Genomic DNA, 14,943 nt, shown 5'->3' with positions numbered 1-14,943 from the left:
TTATACCTCCTCGTACACCAATTTTTCAAAGTCTGCAAATTTATTGAAAAGTTGTTTTACATTTAAAAGCAAAGCTAATCTGTTCCTTCTTATCCACTCGTCTTTATCCATAACGAGCACCTTGTCAAAGAAGTTGTCTATGTACTCTTTCAAAGGCTGAAGATCAAGAACATCTTCTACCCTCAGTCCCTTTAGCTTTTCCCAAAGGTCTTTTTCCTCCTCTTCTTTGAGAGCCCTTTCATCTACCATGTTGTCCCCCCAGTCCTTAGGAAGGATCTTCACCACCCTCCTGTATGTGCTTACTACATCTTTAAATTTTTGCTCCTCTTTCAAACTGGCAATCCTTTTGGCGGTATTTATACTTTTAAGTGGTTTCAAAGGGTCATGTACCTCAAGCACAGCTCTTGCCACATCATACCCGTAAGGTTCAAGGTAAGCCTCAAGCCTGTTTCTCAAAAATTCCTCCAATGTATTATCTACACCACCGTAGGTCTTTTCTATCAACTCTCTCAAATTTAGATCCCACTGGGTGTCTTCAATTATAGAAAATACCGCATAAGCGTATCTTCTAAGACCGTAGGGATCAGAACTACCAGAAGGAATCTCACCTGCTCTTATCAGTATCACAAGGTTATCTATTTTGTCCGCAAGGGAGAGCACTTTGCCTACTGTCCCTGATGGCAGAGGGTCAGAGGGAGACTTGGGAAAGTAATGCTCGTATATGGCAAGAGCTGTCTCTTGGTCTTCACCCTGAAGAAGGGCATACACATATCCCATGTATCCCTGAAGTTCGTCAAACTCCCTTACCATGTGGGTAAGAAGGTCCGCTTTTGAAAGGTAGCTTGCTCTTCTTAGCTTTTTAAGAGTGTTTTCGTCTAAGTTTAAAGCCTTTCCTATTTCTTCTGAAAGAGTTATAAGTCTTTGGGTCTTTTCTAACATACTACCCGCTTTTGGATGGAAAACTACTTGGGAGAGTTTTTCCACAAGGTCCTCAAGTCTTACCTTTTGGTCTTCTTTGTAGAAAAAGAGGGCGTCCTCTAACCTTGCCTTTACCACCTTTTCGTAGCCTTTGACTATAAGGCTATCTTTGGGAAGATTCCCGCTTATGGCTATAAAGTTGGGAAGGAGCTTGTCCTGTTTTTTCACGCAAAAAAACCTCTGGTGATGGGCAAGTACTGTGACTATAACCTTTTGAGGAAGTTGAAGGTACTTTTCGTCAAAAGTACCTACTACCGCAAAGGGAAACTCCACAAGGTTTGCTACCTCTTGGTCAAGTCCCTCTGGATACTCAGCAACACCACCCAAAGCGTAGCTCTCTTCTTTTAGAAAGCTCAAGATCATACCCCATCTCTCTTTAAAGTCAGGTACTACATAATGCTCTTTGAGTTTCTCTTCGTATTCAGAAGCAGACCTTAACTCTATCCATCCTTGTGATAGAAACCTGTGTCCCTTTGTTTTCCTTCCTGCCTGAACACTACCGAAACGCAGAGGAACTACCTGCTCACCGTAAAGGGCACATATCCACCTTACTGGTCTTGAAAACCTCACATGTGTCTTGTCCCAGCGCATACTCTTTGGTAGTGGTGCGGAAAGGAGAATACCTTCAAACTTTTCTACAAGAAGGTCAAGGGGCTTTTTACCCTCTTGGACTTTCTTTACCGCAACATACTGGGCTGTGCCTTTTTGGATAGTTATCACATCCTCATGGGAAGCTTGGGTTCTCTGAAGAAAGCCTAAGAGAGCCTTTGTAGGTCTTCCCTCTTGGTCGTAAGCTGCGCTCAGTGGTGGTCCTATAAGTAGTTCTTCGTGCGTTGTGCTAATGTTTTCAAAGTCTTTGTAATAGAGAGCTATCCTTCTGGGAGTTGCGTAAGTTTTTGCGTCCTTTCTTCCTAAAACATCTCCTACCGCCTCTTTAAGATATTCCGAAAGGGGATTTATCACCTTAGCAGGGAGCTCTTCTGTGCCTATCTCTATAAGCAGATCCATCTATCTTTCCTCCATCAGAAGAGCTCCTGCGAGGTTTCCAAAGTAAGTGCCTTTAGCTAACTTCTCCACCTGTGTGTAGACCTCTTTAGCCTGATCCTTTTTTCCCATCTTTTCTAATACCATACCCTTGAGAATCTGTGCGGAGTAATAATTGAAACTGTCCTTACCGATGTTATTTAGAAGCTCAAGAGCTTTTTGGTTGTTTCCTACAAGGTAGTAAGCATAAGCCAGTCTCTCTTTGTATAAAGGCACAATATCCTTATCTTTGAGGGAACTTATCAGGTCCTGAAGAATCTGAACCTCATCTACTTTAATGCCTTCTTCTTTCTCTAAGTAAAGCCTGTAAGAAAGCACGAGGGGTTTATAAGGAGAGTCATCCGCTTGGATCTTTTTTATGAGCTCATCTGCTCGCTTGTAGTCTCCAGATTGTATGGCGCGCCTTATCTCGTACTCTTGATAGGAAAGTTCTGAAAGCTTTTTGTCCTTCCACCACTTTAACCCCCAAAAACCCCCCATCACAACAAGCAGAGCTAAAACTAACGGCACTATCCTTATGAGATAATATCTCATCATAAAACATTATAACAAAAGCTAATGTGGTTCCAATAAGTCAGTCGTACTTTTCCTTTTTTATCCTTTCCTTATCAACACCCAACTCTAAGAGCATAGAAGTTATATCATCAACAAACTTGGGAGGACCACACAAGTAATAGAGGTTTAAGGGTATGTCCTGAACTTCTTTGAGGATCATATCAGGGTTTATCCTACCAGTATAACCCTTCCAACCTTCTGGCACAGAGCGTGTGAGAGTGTGTACTACCTTTATGTTAGGATAATTTTTCATGCGTTCTAACTCTTCTCTGTATATGATTTCCTCGTAAGATGTATTGGAATAAAGCAAAGTGGCTTTTACATGATAAAGTTTTGCGGAAACTATATACCTGAGTATGCACATAAGAGGAACTATACCGCTTCCTGCGGATATGAGGACTATTCTGTCAGACATCTCAGGGAGCCATACAAACTTTCCGTAAGGACCCTTTATCTTAAAGGTATCGCCCACCTTAACATGCTCTGTCAGTATAACTGATGCTTTACCGTTAGGAGTTTTCTTTACGGTTAGTTCAAGGCGATCTTTTTGTAAGGGAGAGTTAGCTATGGAGTATGCCCTTTTGAGCAGTTCTCCGGTAGGAGGATAAGGGACTTCTAACATTACATACTGCCCTGGATAGAAGTCAAAGTTTGTACCCCTTATGTCAAATACCAGTGTTTTGGTACTTGGTGTTTCTGTTATGATCTCCACAATGGGTGCCTGAAACTCAAGTATGGGTTTTTTCTCAATCATGTTAAGGATTATATCCCGTCTTTAGGTAATATTATAAACCATTATGAAGTTGGCTGTTCTTACTGGTGCGGGTATTTCCGCAGAAAGTGGTGTTCCCACCTTTAGAGGTTCTTCTGGCCTTTGGAAAACCTTTAAACCTGAAGAGTTAGCAACGCCTGAAGCTTTTAAAAATGATCCTAAGTTGGTTTGGGAATGGTACGATTGGAGAAGAGCTATCATTAACAAAGCGGAGCCCAACAAAGGACATCTCCTTATAGCTAAGTTAGAAGACCTCTTTGAGGATTTTCTTCTCATAACCCAAAATGTGGATGGACTGCACCAAAAAGCGGGTTCAAAAAAAGTAGTTGAGCTTCACGGTAATATATGGCGTGTATTGTGTACAGCTTGTGGTAGAAGGTATTACGACTACAGAGTGCCCTTAGAGGAGATCCCACCAAGATGCAAACATTGTAAAGGATTGCTAAGACCAGATGTAGTATGGTTTGGTGAGAGCCTACCCCAAGAAGAATGGGAAACAGCCATAAAGTTCGTAAAATCCTGTTCCATTCTTTTGGTTGTTGGCACATCTGGAGTTGTTTATCCTGCAGCACAGCTTCCCCTTTTGGCAAAACAGGGGGGAGCCAAGCTGGTAGAGATAAACCCAGAGGACACACCTATATCAGAAATAGCAGACATAATGATAAAAAAGAAAGCCTCGGAAGGCATAGAAGAGTTTATTAAGCTCCTCTAAAATACTCATCAACCTTTCGGAGTATCTCTTCTACACTCTCAACATGGTCTACTCCCTTTATAGGATGGGTCTTATATCCTACTACATACTTTTCAAGTATCATGGCATAGGCTATCTCTGAAAGGGTGCCCCAGTGTCCACCTATGGCAATGACCATATCACCGCTTGCTACCACTATAGGATTCCTGTTCCAGTTCATACCCGTCTTTATCTTTATATCCACAAAGGGATTGGCTTCTTCTCCCGTGTAAGAAGGAAGAATCCCTATGCTCATACCACCGCCTTCTTTAACTCCTTTGCAAACAGCTTCCATAACACCACCCCTTCCCCCACACACCACCAATATGCCACGCTTTGCAAGTTCAAAACCCACAAGGTAAGCCACATGGTACTCTTCCTCTGTGGCTTGTGAAGACCCAATAACGGACACAACTTTGTTTTTCAAAACTTTCAGCCTCCTAATTTATATAATAAAACTTCTCATTCAAAGGAATTTGCATATACTATTTAATGAGGAGGGAAAAATGACTCCAAGCGCCCAGTCCCAAGAAGTTAAGCTCGTTGACCTTTTGGTAAAGACAGTACAGCTTGGTGCCAGCGACCTTCACATTACACCTGGTGCCAAACCTTCCGTGAGGATAGATGGAAGGATCACACCCCTTTCTGATTACCCTGTGCTGACGCCAGAAATGACTCAAAAGCTCGCCTACTCTGTTATGTCTGAAAGACACAGAAAGGAATTGGAGGAGAAAGGTCAGGTGGATTTTTCCTTTGGAATCAAGGATGTGGGGCGGTTCAGAACCAATGTATTTCTTCAGAGAGGTTCAATAGCTGGTGCTTTCAGAAGGCTTCCTTACAAGATCATGAGTGTCAAAGAACTTGGGCTTACTGAAAAGGTGCTTGAGCTTTGCCATAAGAGTATGGGGTTAGTTCTGGTGACAGGTCCTACGGGTTCAGGAAAAACCACAACCTTGGCATCCCTTATAAATTACATAAACGAAAACTTTCCTCATCACATAATAACTATAGAAGACCCTATTGAGTATGTTTTTCAACACAAGAAGAGTATAGTAAATCAGAGAGAGATAGGTGAAGATGTAGACAGTTTTGCAAGTGCTCTTAGAGCAGCTCTCAGAGAGGATCCAGATGTCATTCTTGTTGGTGAAATGAGGGACTTAGAGACCATAGAAATAGCTCTAAGAGCTGCAGAAACAGGACACTTAGTGTTTGGAACTCTTCACACCAACACCGCCATATCCACAATAACGAGGATCATAGATGTGTTTCCTCCTTCACAGCAGGAGCAGGTAAGAATACAGCTGTCCTTTGTTCTTCAGGGAGTTATAGCCCAAAGACTTCTGCCAAAGGTGGGGGGTGGCAGAGTGCTAGCTTACGAGCTTATGATTCCCAACACAGCCATAAGAAACCTCATAAGAGAAAACAAACTTCAGCAAGTTTATGCCATCATGCAAAGCGGTCAGGCAGAAACGGGTATGCAAACTATGAATCAGTCTCTGGCAGGTCTATACAGGATGGGACTTATCACCCTTGACGATGCCTTCAAGTACTCTCCTGATGTGAAAGAGCTGGAGAGAATGATAGGCAGGAGCATATAACATGCCCCGTTTTAGATACAGAGCCTTTGCAGAAGATGGGAGCTTTGTGGAGCAAGAAGTTACATATCCCAGCCATGAGCTTTTGATTTCTGAACTTCAACAGAAAGGTTTTGCCATAGTTGAAGTGCAACAGTTAGAAGAAAAGAAGGAAAGAAAGTGGTCTTTTGAAATTCCCCTGTTTGGAGGTGTAAAAGACAGGGATATATCCATATTCTGCAGGCAATTGGGTACCATGATAAACGCAGGTGTTAACATAATAGATGCTATAAACATACTTGCAGAACAACTTCCTAACAAACAGCTCTCTACAGCAGGAAAGGAAGTGGCAAAAATGGTAAGTGAAGGTATGTCTCTTTCTGCTGCCATGAGAAGGTTTCCAAAGGTTTTTCCCGATCTTGTAATAAACCTCGCTAAGGTGGGTGAAGAGACAGGTAATCTTGATACCGCACTTATAAGAGCTGCAGATTACTACGAGAAAATGGCAATGATAAAAAGCAAGATAAAAAGTGCCTCTTTTTATCCCATCTTCGTTGTGGTTATAGCTACTATCATAGTTACAGGTATACTCTACTATTTGGTTCCTACCTTTGCGGAGCTTTACAAAAGCTTAGGTGGAGAGCTTCCTTTGCCTACTCAGATGCTGGTAAATGCTTCAAACGCTTTGAGAAACAACCTCTTACTTATAATAGGTGTTGTAATACTATTTTCCGTTGTCTTCAGACTACTTTACAAAAACAACTACGCTTTTAGAAAGTCCGTTCATGCCTTTTCTCTTAAAGTACCCAAGATGGGAGAACTTGTACTCAAAAGCTCTATGGCAAAGTTTGCGCGCACCATGGCTACGCTCTTTGCAAGCGGTGTATCCCTTGATAGAGCCTTTGATATAGCAGGTCAGGTTACAGGAAATGTGATCATAAAAGAAGCTGTTGATAGAGCAAAGAAGAATGTTATAGAAGGAAAACCCATGCACGCTTCTTTAGAAGAGACGGGCATATTTCCTAAGCTTGTGATAGCCATGGTGAGAGTAGGCGAAGATACAGGAAGACTTGATGAGATGCTTGATACCATAGCCAGGTTCTACGAAGATGAGTTTGACAGAGCGGTTGAAGGCATGATAAAGCTTATAGAACCTGCTCTTATGGTGTTTATAGGTGGTATAGTGGGTCTCATACTTATAGCTCTTTACCTGCCCATATTCAAGATGGGTGAGCTCATCAAAGGTTAATATGGCTCAGCAACTCCTCAGAAAAGTCATAACCCTTCAGAGAAAGAAAAGGCTTTTACCTGAAAATACATCATTGCTGGTAGCTTTTTCTGGTGGTATGGACTCTGTTGCTCTCACCTTAGCTCTGATAGAACTAAAAGACTTTTTTAAGCTAAAAAGACTTGCCTTGGCGCACATAAATCACGGTATAAGGGAAGAATCTGACAGAGACGAAGAGTTTGCAGTAGAGTTTGCCAAAAGAAAAGGTTTGGAGATATTTGTTGAGAGGTTAAAAATCAAAAAGATGGCACAGGAAAGTAAGGAAAATCTTGAAGCTTTAGCCAGAGAACTCAGATATAAGGCGCTCAGAAGCATCAAGGATCGTGAAGGATTTGACCTGATAGCTACCGCTCATCATCTTAATGACCTTGTAGAAACCATAATACTGTGGCTTGTCCGAGGCAGTGGTCTTGAGGGACTCACAGGATTTGACGAAAAGTTAGAGGATCTGGTAAGACCCCTCTATTGGGTGACTAAAGAGGAAATAAGGGCATTTGTATTATCAAGAAAGGAAAGTTGGGTAGAGGATAGCACTAACTACGACATCCGGTATGCGAGGAACAGAATAAGACACCGTGTAGTGCCAGAACTTAAACACATAAACCCACATCTTGAAGCTTCCTTTTTAAGGCTAAGAAACATTCTCAAAGAAGAGAACGCATTTATCCATCAGCAAACTCTTATGGCTTTAGAAAAATGTGTAGAAGGACAGGCTCTGCGCAGAAAAGAATTAAAGTCCTTGCATCCAGCCATTCAAAGGAGACTACTTTCCATATGGTTGGGTATAAAGGACTTTAGAAAGATAGAACAGGCTTTGTGTTTGATAGACAAAGGGGGAAGTATCTACCTTGGTGAGGGTAAAGTTTTAAAGTCTGAAGGAGCATACCTATACTTGCAAAGGACAGAATGTTGATTATGTTTAATCCTTATTAGGAGGTAAATAATGCAGTGGGTAAAAAATCTCTTTGTATGGATACTCATACTAGGATTTATGATACTTGCTTTTAATCTTTTTGAGGGAAGCAAGGAGACGGTAGTTAAAACTCCTCTAAATACAGTTCTACAGTTGGCAGACGAAGGTAAGCTCAAAGAAGTTAAAGTAAAGGACAATGTGCTAATAGGCGTTACCACTGACGGACAGAGGATAGAGACAGGCATCCCTCCTGGGTCTGATATAGTGGGCAAGCTCATAGACAAAGGTGTAAAAGTTGAAGTTCCAGCTCCAGAGCACAGCGGATGGTTTGTTAGCTTCTTAGTATCTTGGCTACCTATTCTTTTCTTCATAGGCATATGGATATACATGATGCGTCAGGTAAGCGGTGGTGGAAACCCAAACTCAAGAGCTTTTAGCTTTGGTAAAAGTAGGGCAAAAGTTTACATAGATGAAAAACCCAAGATAACACTAAACCATGTGGCAGGTATGGAGGAGGTCAAAGAGGAGGTAAAGGAGATCATTGAGTACCTCAAAGACCCTGTAAAGTTCCAAAGGCTTGGTGGTAGACCACCAAAAGGTGTGCTCTTTTACGGAGAGCCGGGAGTAGGCAAAACACTTCTTGCCAAAGCCATAGCGGGTGAGGCACACGTACCTTTCATATCTGTCTCTGGTTCTGATTTCGTTGAAATGTTTGTAGGAGTAGGTGCTGCAAGAGTCAGAGATCTCTTTGATACTGCTAAAAGACACGCTCCTTGCATCATATTTATAGATGAGATAGATGCGGTAGGAAGGTCAAGGGGTGCTGTAAACTTAGGTGGCGGACACGACGAGAGGGAACAGACTTTAAATCAGCTTCTTGTGGAGATGGACGGCTTTGATACATCAGAAGGCATCATAGTCATAGCAGCCACTAACAGACCGGACATATTAGACCCAGCACTTCTAAGACCGGGAAGATTTGACAGACAGATATTCATACCAAGACCTGATGTGAGGGGAAGATACGAAATACTCAAAGTCCATGCAAAGGATAAGAAACTATCACCTAATGTAGACCTGGAACTGGTAGCCAGAGCCACACCGGGCTTTACAGGTGCAGACCTTGAGAATGTGCTCAACGAGGCAGCTCTTCTTGCAGCAAGAAAGGGCAAAGATTACATAGAAATGGAAGACATAGAAGAAGCCATAGACAGAGTTACTATGGGTCTTGAGAGAAAGGGAATGGTAATATCTCCAAAAGAGAAAGAGAAAATTGCGTACCACGAGGCAGGACACGCCATCATGAGCCTTATGGTGCCTGGCTCAGACGCTCTTCATAAGGTATCCATAATACCAAGAGGTATGGCTTTAGGAGTGACTCAACAGCTTCCCATAGATGACAAACACATGTACGATAAAGAAGACCTCATGGGTAAGATACTGACCCTAATGGGTGGGCGTGCAGCGGAAGAGGTGTTTTACGGGAAGGAAGGCATCACTACTGGTGCAGAAAATGATCTTCAGAGAGCAACAGAGCTTGCCTACAGGATGGTTTCCATGTGGGGAATGAGCGAAAGAGTGGGACCCTTAGCAGTGAGAAAAACGGTAAATCCTTTCTTAGGAGGCATAACCACATCGGTAGACATAAGCGAGGACTTAAGAAGGGAGATAGATCAGGAAGTAAGAAACATACTCTTGTGGGCTTATGAGGAAACAAAAAAAACAATAGAAACTTACAAGGAGCCTCTAAAAGCTGTTGTGAAAAAACTTTTAGAAAAGGAAACCATATCCTGTGAGGAGTTTGTAGAAGTTCTCAAACTTTACGGAGTTGAGATAAAGAACGAGTGCAAAAAAGAAGAACTAAACCTTGAAAAGAAAACCCAGGAAGAACCTTTGGTAAGGAGGTAAAGGCATGGGTATGACCATAACAGAAAAGATACTTGCAGACCACTCAGGAAAAAAAGAAGTCTATCCGGGAGAGCTCATTACCGCAAAGATAGACCTTGCTATGGCTAACGACGTGACCGCACCTTTGTCTATAAAGACCCTTGAGAAGTACGGTATAGATAGGGTTTTTGATCCAGATAAGGTAGCTTTGGTGCTTTCTCACTTTGTGCCTGCAAAGGACATAAAGTCCGCTGAACAAGCAAAGATAGTAAGAGAATTTGCAAAAAAACATAAAATAAAGTGGTTCTTTCCGGAAGGAGAAGGTATAGAACATACCATACTACCTGAGCAAGGTATAGTTGTACCCGGAGACTTGGTCATAGGTGCTGATTCTCACACATGCACTTACGGAGGTATAGGAGCTTTTGCTACGGGTGTAGGTTCTACTGATCTGGCATACGCCTTAGCTACAGGAGAGATATGGTTAAAAGTTCCACATTCTATGAAGTTTATCTTCTACGGGAAACTAAAACCCTGGGTGATGGGAAAAGACCTTATCCTTCACACCATAGGGCAGATAGGTGTTGACGGTGCTCTCTACAAGGCTATGGAGTTTGAAGGTGAAGCTATAAGAGATCTTTCTATAGAACAGAGGCTCACTATCGCTAACATGGCTATAGAGGCAGGAGGCAAGAACGGTATAATAGCACCTGATGAAAAGACCATAGAGTATGTATCTGCAAGAGCCAAAAAACCTTGGAAAATTTACCAGAGCGATCCAGATGCCCAGTATTTAGAAGTTTACGAATGGGATGCAAGTAAGATAGAACCTCTCGTTGCATGGCCCTATCTGCCTTCTAATGTCCATCCAGTGAGCGAATCAACTCACATAACCATAGATCAAGCCTTTATAGGTTCTTGCACCAACGGGAGAATAGAGGACCTTAGGATAGCAGCCACCATACTGAAAGGCAAAAAAGTACACCCCTACGTGCGCTGTATAGTAATACCAGCCTCCAAAAGCGTTTATCAACAGGCCCTCCGTGAGGGTCTCATAGACATATTCATAGATGCAGGATGTGTCGTTTCTGTCTCTACTTGCGGTCCTTGTTTAGGAGGACACATGGGTATACTTGCAGAAGGAGAAAGGTGTATCTCTACTTCTAACAGAAACTTCCCTGGAAGGATGGGACATCCAAAAAGCGAAGCGTATTTAGCAAACCCTGCAGTAGTAGCAGCAAGCGCAGTGCTTGGAAGAATAGCGCATCCTGAGGAGGTAGTAAGCTTAGAAGAGCTTGAAGTTTCTACTTGAGGCGGACCTGGAAAAGTTAGCTAAGTGGCTGAGGTTTCTGGGTCAGGATGTTCTTGTACTCAAAGGTACTATAAACAAAAGGAGCATTATGGAACAAGGAGACAGGGTGTTTATCACCACATCAAGGAAGTGGGAAAGGCATCTAAAAGATTGGGGGGTTAGTTATCTTGTCCTTCCAAGAGATGACTGGGAAGTTCAGCTATGTCTCCTACTCAAGCACTTCCGAATAAGACCCACGCTTTTACTAAGCAGGTGTCCCTACTGCAACACTGAGCTTGAACGTGTAAACAAGGAAAAAATAAAAGATCTGGTTCCACCTCTCGTTTACGAATTTGGCTACGACTTTACCCAGTGTCCCAAGTGTCAAGGTGTATTTTGGAAAGGTAGCCACTTCCCAAGAATGAAAAAGATGCTAAGGGACATTCTTAAAAGATGCTAATTACTGCTCCACTATGAAACCCAGTATATTAAAGTTTTTCATGAGGTTTTTTTGTTCCTTTTCTGCCTCTTCTCTTGTTGAAAACCTTCCGTAGAGAACCTTATAAATTCCCGACTGCTCCACTATCCTTACATCCTTTAGATATGTCTCTATCTTTTTCTTGTAAGCCTCGGCTCTTGCGTAAGAGGAGAAGCTTCCCACTTGTATGGTAAAAACTTTACTCACAGTTGGATTTTCTTCCACTTGCCTTTTCTGCTCCTCTTTGGGCTTTTCCTGTGCAAGGGAGTGTATGTACCTTTCCTGCTCTTTGATAAGCACTTTGTTGAGGAGTTCATAAGCTTGGTTTTTTACTAAGCTATCTGTGTCTTTTCTTTCTATAATGGTTTTTATTATGTTCTTTGACGCATCGTAATTACCTAGCTCAAAATTCACCCTTGCAAGGCCTAAAAGCACTATAGGACTATCCACATTGTTGTTCAAAAGCGTGTTGTAAACATCTCTTGCCTTTATGTAATTACCTTCTTTTTCGTACTCTTGTGCAAGTTCCATCTGAGCTTCTAAGAAAAGAGGATTGTAAGCAGTTGCCTTTTCTAAGCTGTCTAAATACATACCCTTATCTCCAAGCTCCTTGTATACCTTAGCAAGATAGTAGTAAGCCATGTGCTTCTGAGAAAAGGCTTCATCTTTGAGCGCTTCCAAAAGAGTACTTTTTGCCCTTTGGTAGTCTTTTGTATTGTAGTAGAGTATGCCTAAATTCATCTTTGCTTCAGTATAAGAAGGGTCAACCTCAAGAGCTTTTTGGAAAGCGCTTTCTGCCTTTTGGAACTCCTTAGCCTCCATATAGGCAAGCCCCAAAGCGTTCCATACCTTTGGCTCTCTCGGTGAAAGCTGAACTGCCTTATAAAAGTTGGCTATGGCATCTGAATAATTCTTTGCTACATAAGAAGACATGCCAAGATCATAGTAGTACTGCCACTCCTTTACTTCCCTCTGCTCTTGAACCGCACAGGATAAAACTAAGAGGAAGACGAAAAAGGCAAAACACTTTTTCATCGTTTAACGAGCACACTTCCAAAATGGCTTTTCAGCTTACCTAAGTCCTTATTTATGTCTGCGGTGATTACCTTTAACCTCACTTTATAAAGACCTCCTTCTTCTACTATAACACCTTTATAACCTAAGCTTTTTGCCTTTCTCAGAGCTTTTTGCGCATTTTCCATACTTGAAAAGGCTCCTACTTGAACTATGTAAGTTTTACTTTTTACCTTGGTGGTTTTCTCTTGTCTTTTCTCTTCCTTTATCTTCTCTTCAACAGCCTTTTCAACTTTTTCCTCTTTCTTTTGGGGTTCTTTCTCCTCCTTTATCCTCTCTTTAATAAACTTTTCAGCTTTTTTCTCTTCCTTTGGAAGCTCTTTCTTTTCCTCCACTTTTACTTTCTGCTCAGTGCTTTTCTCTTCCTTGGGTTTCTCTGCAGGTGGAGTGGGCTCAACCTGCTTTGGTATCTCCTTGGGTTGAGGTTTAATCACTACCGGTGGTGGTGTTATTTTCTCTTCTTTATTTTTCAACCAAGCGTTAAAGCCAAGATAGAAAAAAATTATGGCAACGAGTGTACCTATCAGAACAACGAGCCTTTCCTTTTTCATATTTTTCCTCCTTCACATCCTATCGGGTGCGCTGACTCCCATTAATTTTAGTGCAAATTTTACTGATATTTCAATACCTTTGAGCAGTGCAATACGGGCAAACATTAGGTCTTTGTCTTCAAGGATCACTCTGTAGTGATTATAGTAGTTGTGAAATTCCTTAGCAAGGTCTAAAAGTTCGTAAGTTATTATGTGAGGATGCAACCTTAGGACTGCTTCTTTTATGTTATCTTTCAAAAACAAAACTCTTTTTATAAGCTTTATCTCCTGACTCTCTTTAAGAAAGGGTACGAAAGTTTGAAGATGCTCTTTATCTATATCTATTTGATACCTTGCGTAAACTTCCCTAAACACACCCATTATCCTTGCGTGCATGTATTGGACATAAAAAACAGGATTTTCTGAACTTTTTCTTTTGATAAGCTCTATGTCAAAATCCAAAGGTGTATCGCTCCTTTTTGTAAGGAACACAAACCTCACAGCATCAGACCCTACCTCTTCTATCAGTTCTTTTAGGGTAATAAACTCTCCTGTCCTTTTGGACATTCTTATCTCCTGACCTTCGCTAAATAGTCTGACCATCTGGACAAACTGTACATTAAGCCAGTTTTCTGGAATACCTAAAGCTGTCAGCGCTCCTTTCAACCTGGGAAGATAGCCATAATGGTCTGCCCCCCATATGTTTATTACTTTGCTAAAGCCTCTTTGGTACTTCTCCCAATGGTAAGCTATGTCTCCTGCAAAGTAGGTGTACGTCCCGTCAGACCTTATGAGCACTCTGTCCTTATCATCGCCAAACTCTGTAGACTTAAACCACAGTGCCCCATCCTTTTCGTAGGTATAGCCCCTTTCTTTAAGCAAATTCACTACCTTCTCAACCTTTCCTTCAAGGTAAAGAGACTTTTCGCTGTACCACACATCAAACCTTATGTTAAGAAGTTCAAGGGTGCTTCTTATTTCCTCTAAGAGCCTTTTTACTCCGTAATCTTTTAGTAGATTTATAGCTTTGTCTCTATCCTCTTGCAAAAGGGAAGAACCGTAAAAGGCTTTTGCATCTTTGGCAAGTTCATCAATGTATTTACCTTTGTAGCCTTCCCTTTCGTACACCTCCTTTAGTTGTTCATCCTCTTCACCAAAGAGCTTTTTGTATTTGTAAAGTATGGAAAGTCCAAGTAAATAAACTTGGTAGCCAGCATCGTTTATGTAATATTCTCTGACAACTTTATATCCGTAGGTTTCCAATAGATTTGCAAGCACATCACCTACTACCGCCCCTCTTCCGTGTCCCAAGTGAAGAGGACCAGTAGGATTGGCGCTTACAAACTCCACTTGCAAACTTTCCCCTTTGCCTATGTTCTCCACGAAATACGTTTCGCCTTTTCTAAGTAGCTCAGTAAACTCTCTTTTAAGATAATCATCTGAAAAGGTGAAGTTTATAAATCCCCCTACCGCCTCTGCAGAAAACTGTTCATTACTTAAATGCTCTGCTATCTGCTGTGCAATACCTTTGGGGTCGCGCTTGAGATTTTTTGAGAGTAGAAAAGCAACATTGGTAGCCAAATCCCCAAGATTGTTGTCTTTTAGCTTTTCTATGGTAAAGTTTTCTGACTCTAACCCGTATATTTCCTTTACCTTTTGTTTTATGGCGATCTCTAAAACTTCTTTCACGCATAAGAATACTACACCAAAACATAAGAATAGTCAAGATCACTCGAGACTGTTTAAAAAATAGCAAAAAAGCTCCCCACAATGGGGAGATAATATTAGAATGAGAAACAAAAAACACAAACAGATCGTAAAGTTCATAG

14 protein-coding genes are annotated in these 14,943 nt (G+C 41.6%); 7 read left to right on the top strand and 7 right to left on the bottom strand.

Annotated elements, in window-relative coordinates; all coding sequences use genetic code 11:
• Genes glyS through CP948_RS06205 form a run of 3 tightly spaced genes read right to left on the bottom strand, consistent with a single transcriptional unit; the run spans nucleotide 1 to nucleotide 3,331 of the window.
• A complete protein-coding gene (glyS, locus tag CP948_RS06215; protein ID WP_096602474.1) occupies nucleotides 1–1,986 on the bottom strand; it encodes a glycine--tRNA ligase subunit beta in 1,986 nt (661 codons plus the stop codon).
• Nucleotides 1,987–2,556, bottom strand: a complete 570-nt coding sequence (locus tag CP948_RS06210; RefSeq protein WP_096602623.1) for a tetratricopeptide repeat protein — start codon at nucleotides 2,554–2,556, stop codon at nucleotides 1,987–1,989.
• Between the two features lie 40 nt (nucleotides 2,557–2,596).
• Nucleotides 2,597–3,331 carry a ferredoxin reductase gene (locus CP948_RS06205; protein WP_245810102.1) on the bottom strand — a complete coding sequence of 245 codons (735 nt, stop codon included), beginning with the start codon at nucleotides 3,329–3,331 and terminating at the stop codon, nucleotides 2,597–2,599.
• 43 nt (nucleotides 3,332–3,374) lie between these two features.
• Here CP948_RS06205 and CP948_RS06200 point away from each other — a divergent pair, with 43 nt between their 5' ends.
• Complete coding sequence (locus tag CP948_RS06200) at nucleotides 3,375–4,061, top strand: SIR2 family NAD-dependent protein deacylase (RefSeq protein WP_096602469.1); 687 nt, start codon at nucleotides 3,375–3,377, stop codon at nucleotides 4,059–4,061.
• Here the strand turns inward: CP948_RS06200 and CP948_RS06195 are convergent.
• Nucleotides 4,048–4,506, bottom strand: a complete 459-nt coding sequence (locus tag CP948_RS06195) for a TIGR00725 family protein (protein WP_096602467.1) — start codon at nucleotides 4,504–4,506, stop codon at nucleotides 4,048–4,050. The genes CP948_RS06200 and CP948_RS06195 overlap by 14 nt on opposite strands.
• Nucleotides 4,507–4,585: 79 nt before the next feature.
• Between CP948_RS06195 and CP948_RS06190 the strand changes: the two genes are divergently transcribed.
• The 6 genes from CP948_RS06190 to CP948_RS06165 are packed head-to-tail and all read left to right on the top strand — an operon-like array spanning nucleotide 4,586 to nucleotide 11,492.
• Nucleotides 4,586–5,677, top strand: coding sequence for a type IV pilus twitching motility protein PilT (locus tag CP948_RS06190; protein ID WP_096602465.1), 1,092 nt, complete (start codon nucleotides 4,586–4,588; stop codon nucleotides 5,675–5,677).
• A 1-nt stretch (nucleotide 5,678) separates the two neighbouring features.
• The gene (locus CP948_RS06185) at nucleotides 5,679–6,902 is read left to right on the top strand and encodes a type II secretion system F family protein (RefSeq protein ID WP_096602463.1); all 1,224 of its coding nucleotides are present in this window, start codon (nucleotides 5,679–5,681) and stop codon (nucleotides 6,900–6,902) included.
• 1 nt (nucleotide 6,903) lies between these two features.
• Entirely contained in the window at nucleotides 6,904–7,854 is a 951-nt protein-coding gene (tilS, locus tag CP948_RS06180) for a tRNA lysidine(34) synthetase TilS (protein ID WP_096602461.1), read from the top strand.
• Between the two features lie 30 nt (nucleotides 7,855–7,884).
• On the top strand, nucleotides 7,885–9,762 hold the full coding sequence (ftsH, locus tag CP948_RS06175; protein WP_096602459.1) for an ATP-dependent zinc metalloprotease FtsH: 1,878 nt from the start codon (nucleotides 7,885–7,887) through the stop codon (nucleotides 9,760–9,762).
• Between the two features lie 4 nt (nucleotides 9,763–9,766).
• Nucleotides 9,767–11,053 carry a 3-isopropylmalate dehydratase large subunit gene (leuC, locus tag CP948_RS06170; protein ID WP_096602457.1) on the top strand — a complete coding sequence of 429 codons (1,287 nt, stop codon included), beginning with the start codon at nucleotides 9,767–9,769 and terminating at the stop codon, nucleotides 11,051–11,053.
• On the top strand, nucleotides 11,037–11,492 hold the full coding sequence (locus CP948_RS06165) for a Mut7-C RNAse domain-containing protein (RefSeq protein ID WP_096602455.1): 456 nt from the start codon (nucleotides 11,037–11,039) through the stop codon (nucleotides 11,490–11,492). The genes leuC and CP948_RS06165 overlap by 17 nt, the downstream gene beginning before the upstream one ends.
• Here CP948_RS06165 and CP948_RS06160 read toward each other — a convergent pair whose 3' ends face one another.
• Genes CP948_RS06160 through argS form a run of 3 tightly spaced genes read right to left on the bottom strand, consistent with a single transcriptional unit; the run spans nucleotide 11,493 to nucleotide 14,803 of the window.
• Nucleotides 11,493–12,545 (bottom strand): SPOR domain-containing protein, encoded by a 1,053-nt coding sequence (locus tag CP948_RS06160; RefSeq protein ID WP_096602453.1) that lies wholly within the window; start codon nucleotides 12,543–12,545, stop codon nucleotides 11,493–11,495.
• Nucleotides 12,542–13,135: an SPOR domain-containing protein gene (locus CP948_RS06155; RefSeq protein ID WP_096602450.1), complete on the bottom strand. Its 594-nt coding sequence runs from the start codon at nucleotides 13,133–13,135 to the stop codon at nucleotides 12,542–12,544. Before CP948_RS06155 ends, CP948_RS06160 begins: the two co-directional genes overlap by 4 nt.
• A gap of 12 nt (nucleotides 13,136–13,147) precedes the next feature.
• Nucleotides 13,148–14,803 (bottom strand): arginine--tRNA ligase, encoded by a 1,656-nt coding sequence (argS, locus tag CP948_RS06150; protein ID WP_096602448.1) that lies wholly within the window; start codon nucleotides 14,801–14,803, stop codon nucleotides 13,148–13,150.
• Between the last annotated feature and the right edge of the window lie 140 nt (nucleotides 14,804–14,943).

It is taken from the genome of Hydrogenobacter hydrogenophilus, from assembly GCF_900215655.1.
Classification (GTDB): Bacteria; Aquificota; Aquificia; order Aquificales; family Aquificaceae; genus Hydrogenobacter; species Hydrogenobacter hydrogenophilus.
The sequence above is the reverse complement of the archived record's forward strand: the minus strand, read 5'-3'. Positions and strand labels throughout refer to the sequence as shown.

Coding starts and splice junctions, on each gene's coding strand:
- CP948_RS06205 (WP_245810102.1), bottom strand. CDS start 3,331: ATGATTGAGAAAAAACCCATACTTGAGTTTCAGGCACCCATTGTGGAG.
- ftsH (WP_096602459.1), top strand. CDS start 7,885: ATGCAGTGGGTAAAAAATCTCTTTGTATGGATACTCATACTAGGATTT.
- CP948_RS06155 (WP_096602450.1), bottom strand. CDS start 13,135: ATGAAAAAGGAAAGGCTCGTTGTTCTGATAGGTACACTCGTTGCCATA.
- CP948_RS06200 (WP_096602469.1), top strand. CDS start 3,375: ATGAAGTTGGCTGTTCTTACTGGTGCGGGTATTTCCGCAGAAAGTGGT.
- CP948_RS06210 (WP_096602623.1), bottom strand. CDS start 2,556: ATGAGATATTATCTCATAAGGATAGTGCCGTTAGTTTTAGCTCTGCTT.
- CP948_RS06160 (WP_096602453.1), bottom strand. CDS start 12,545: ATGAAAAAGTGTTTTGCCTTTTTCGTCTTCCTCTTAGTTTTATCCTGT.
- tilS (WP_096602461.1), top strand. CDS start 6,904: ATGGCTCAGCAACTCCTCAGAAAAGTCATAACCCTTCAGAGAAAGAAA.
- glyS (WP_096602474.1), bottom strand. CDS start 1,986: ATGGATCTGCTTATAGAGATAGGCACAGAAGAGCTCCCTGCTAAGGTG.
- CP948_RS06185 (WP_096602463.1), top strand. CDS start 5,679: ATGCCCCGTTTTAGATACAGAGCCTTTGCAGAAGATGGGAGCTTTGTG.
- leuC (WP_096602457.1), top strand. CDS start 9,767: ATGGGTATGACCATAACAGAAAAGATACTTGCAGACCACTCAGGAAAA.
- CP948_RS06190 (WP_096602465.1), top strand. CDS start 4,586: ATGACTCCAAGCGCCCAGTCCCAAGAAGTTAAGCTCGTTGACCTTTTG.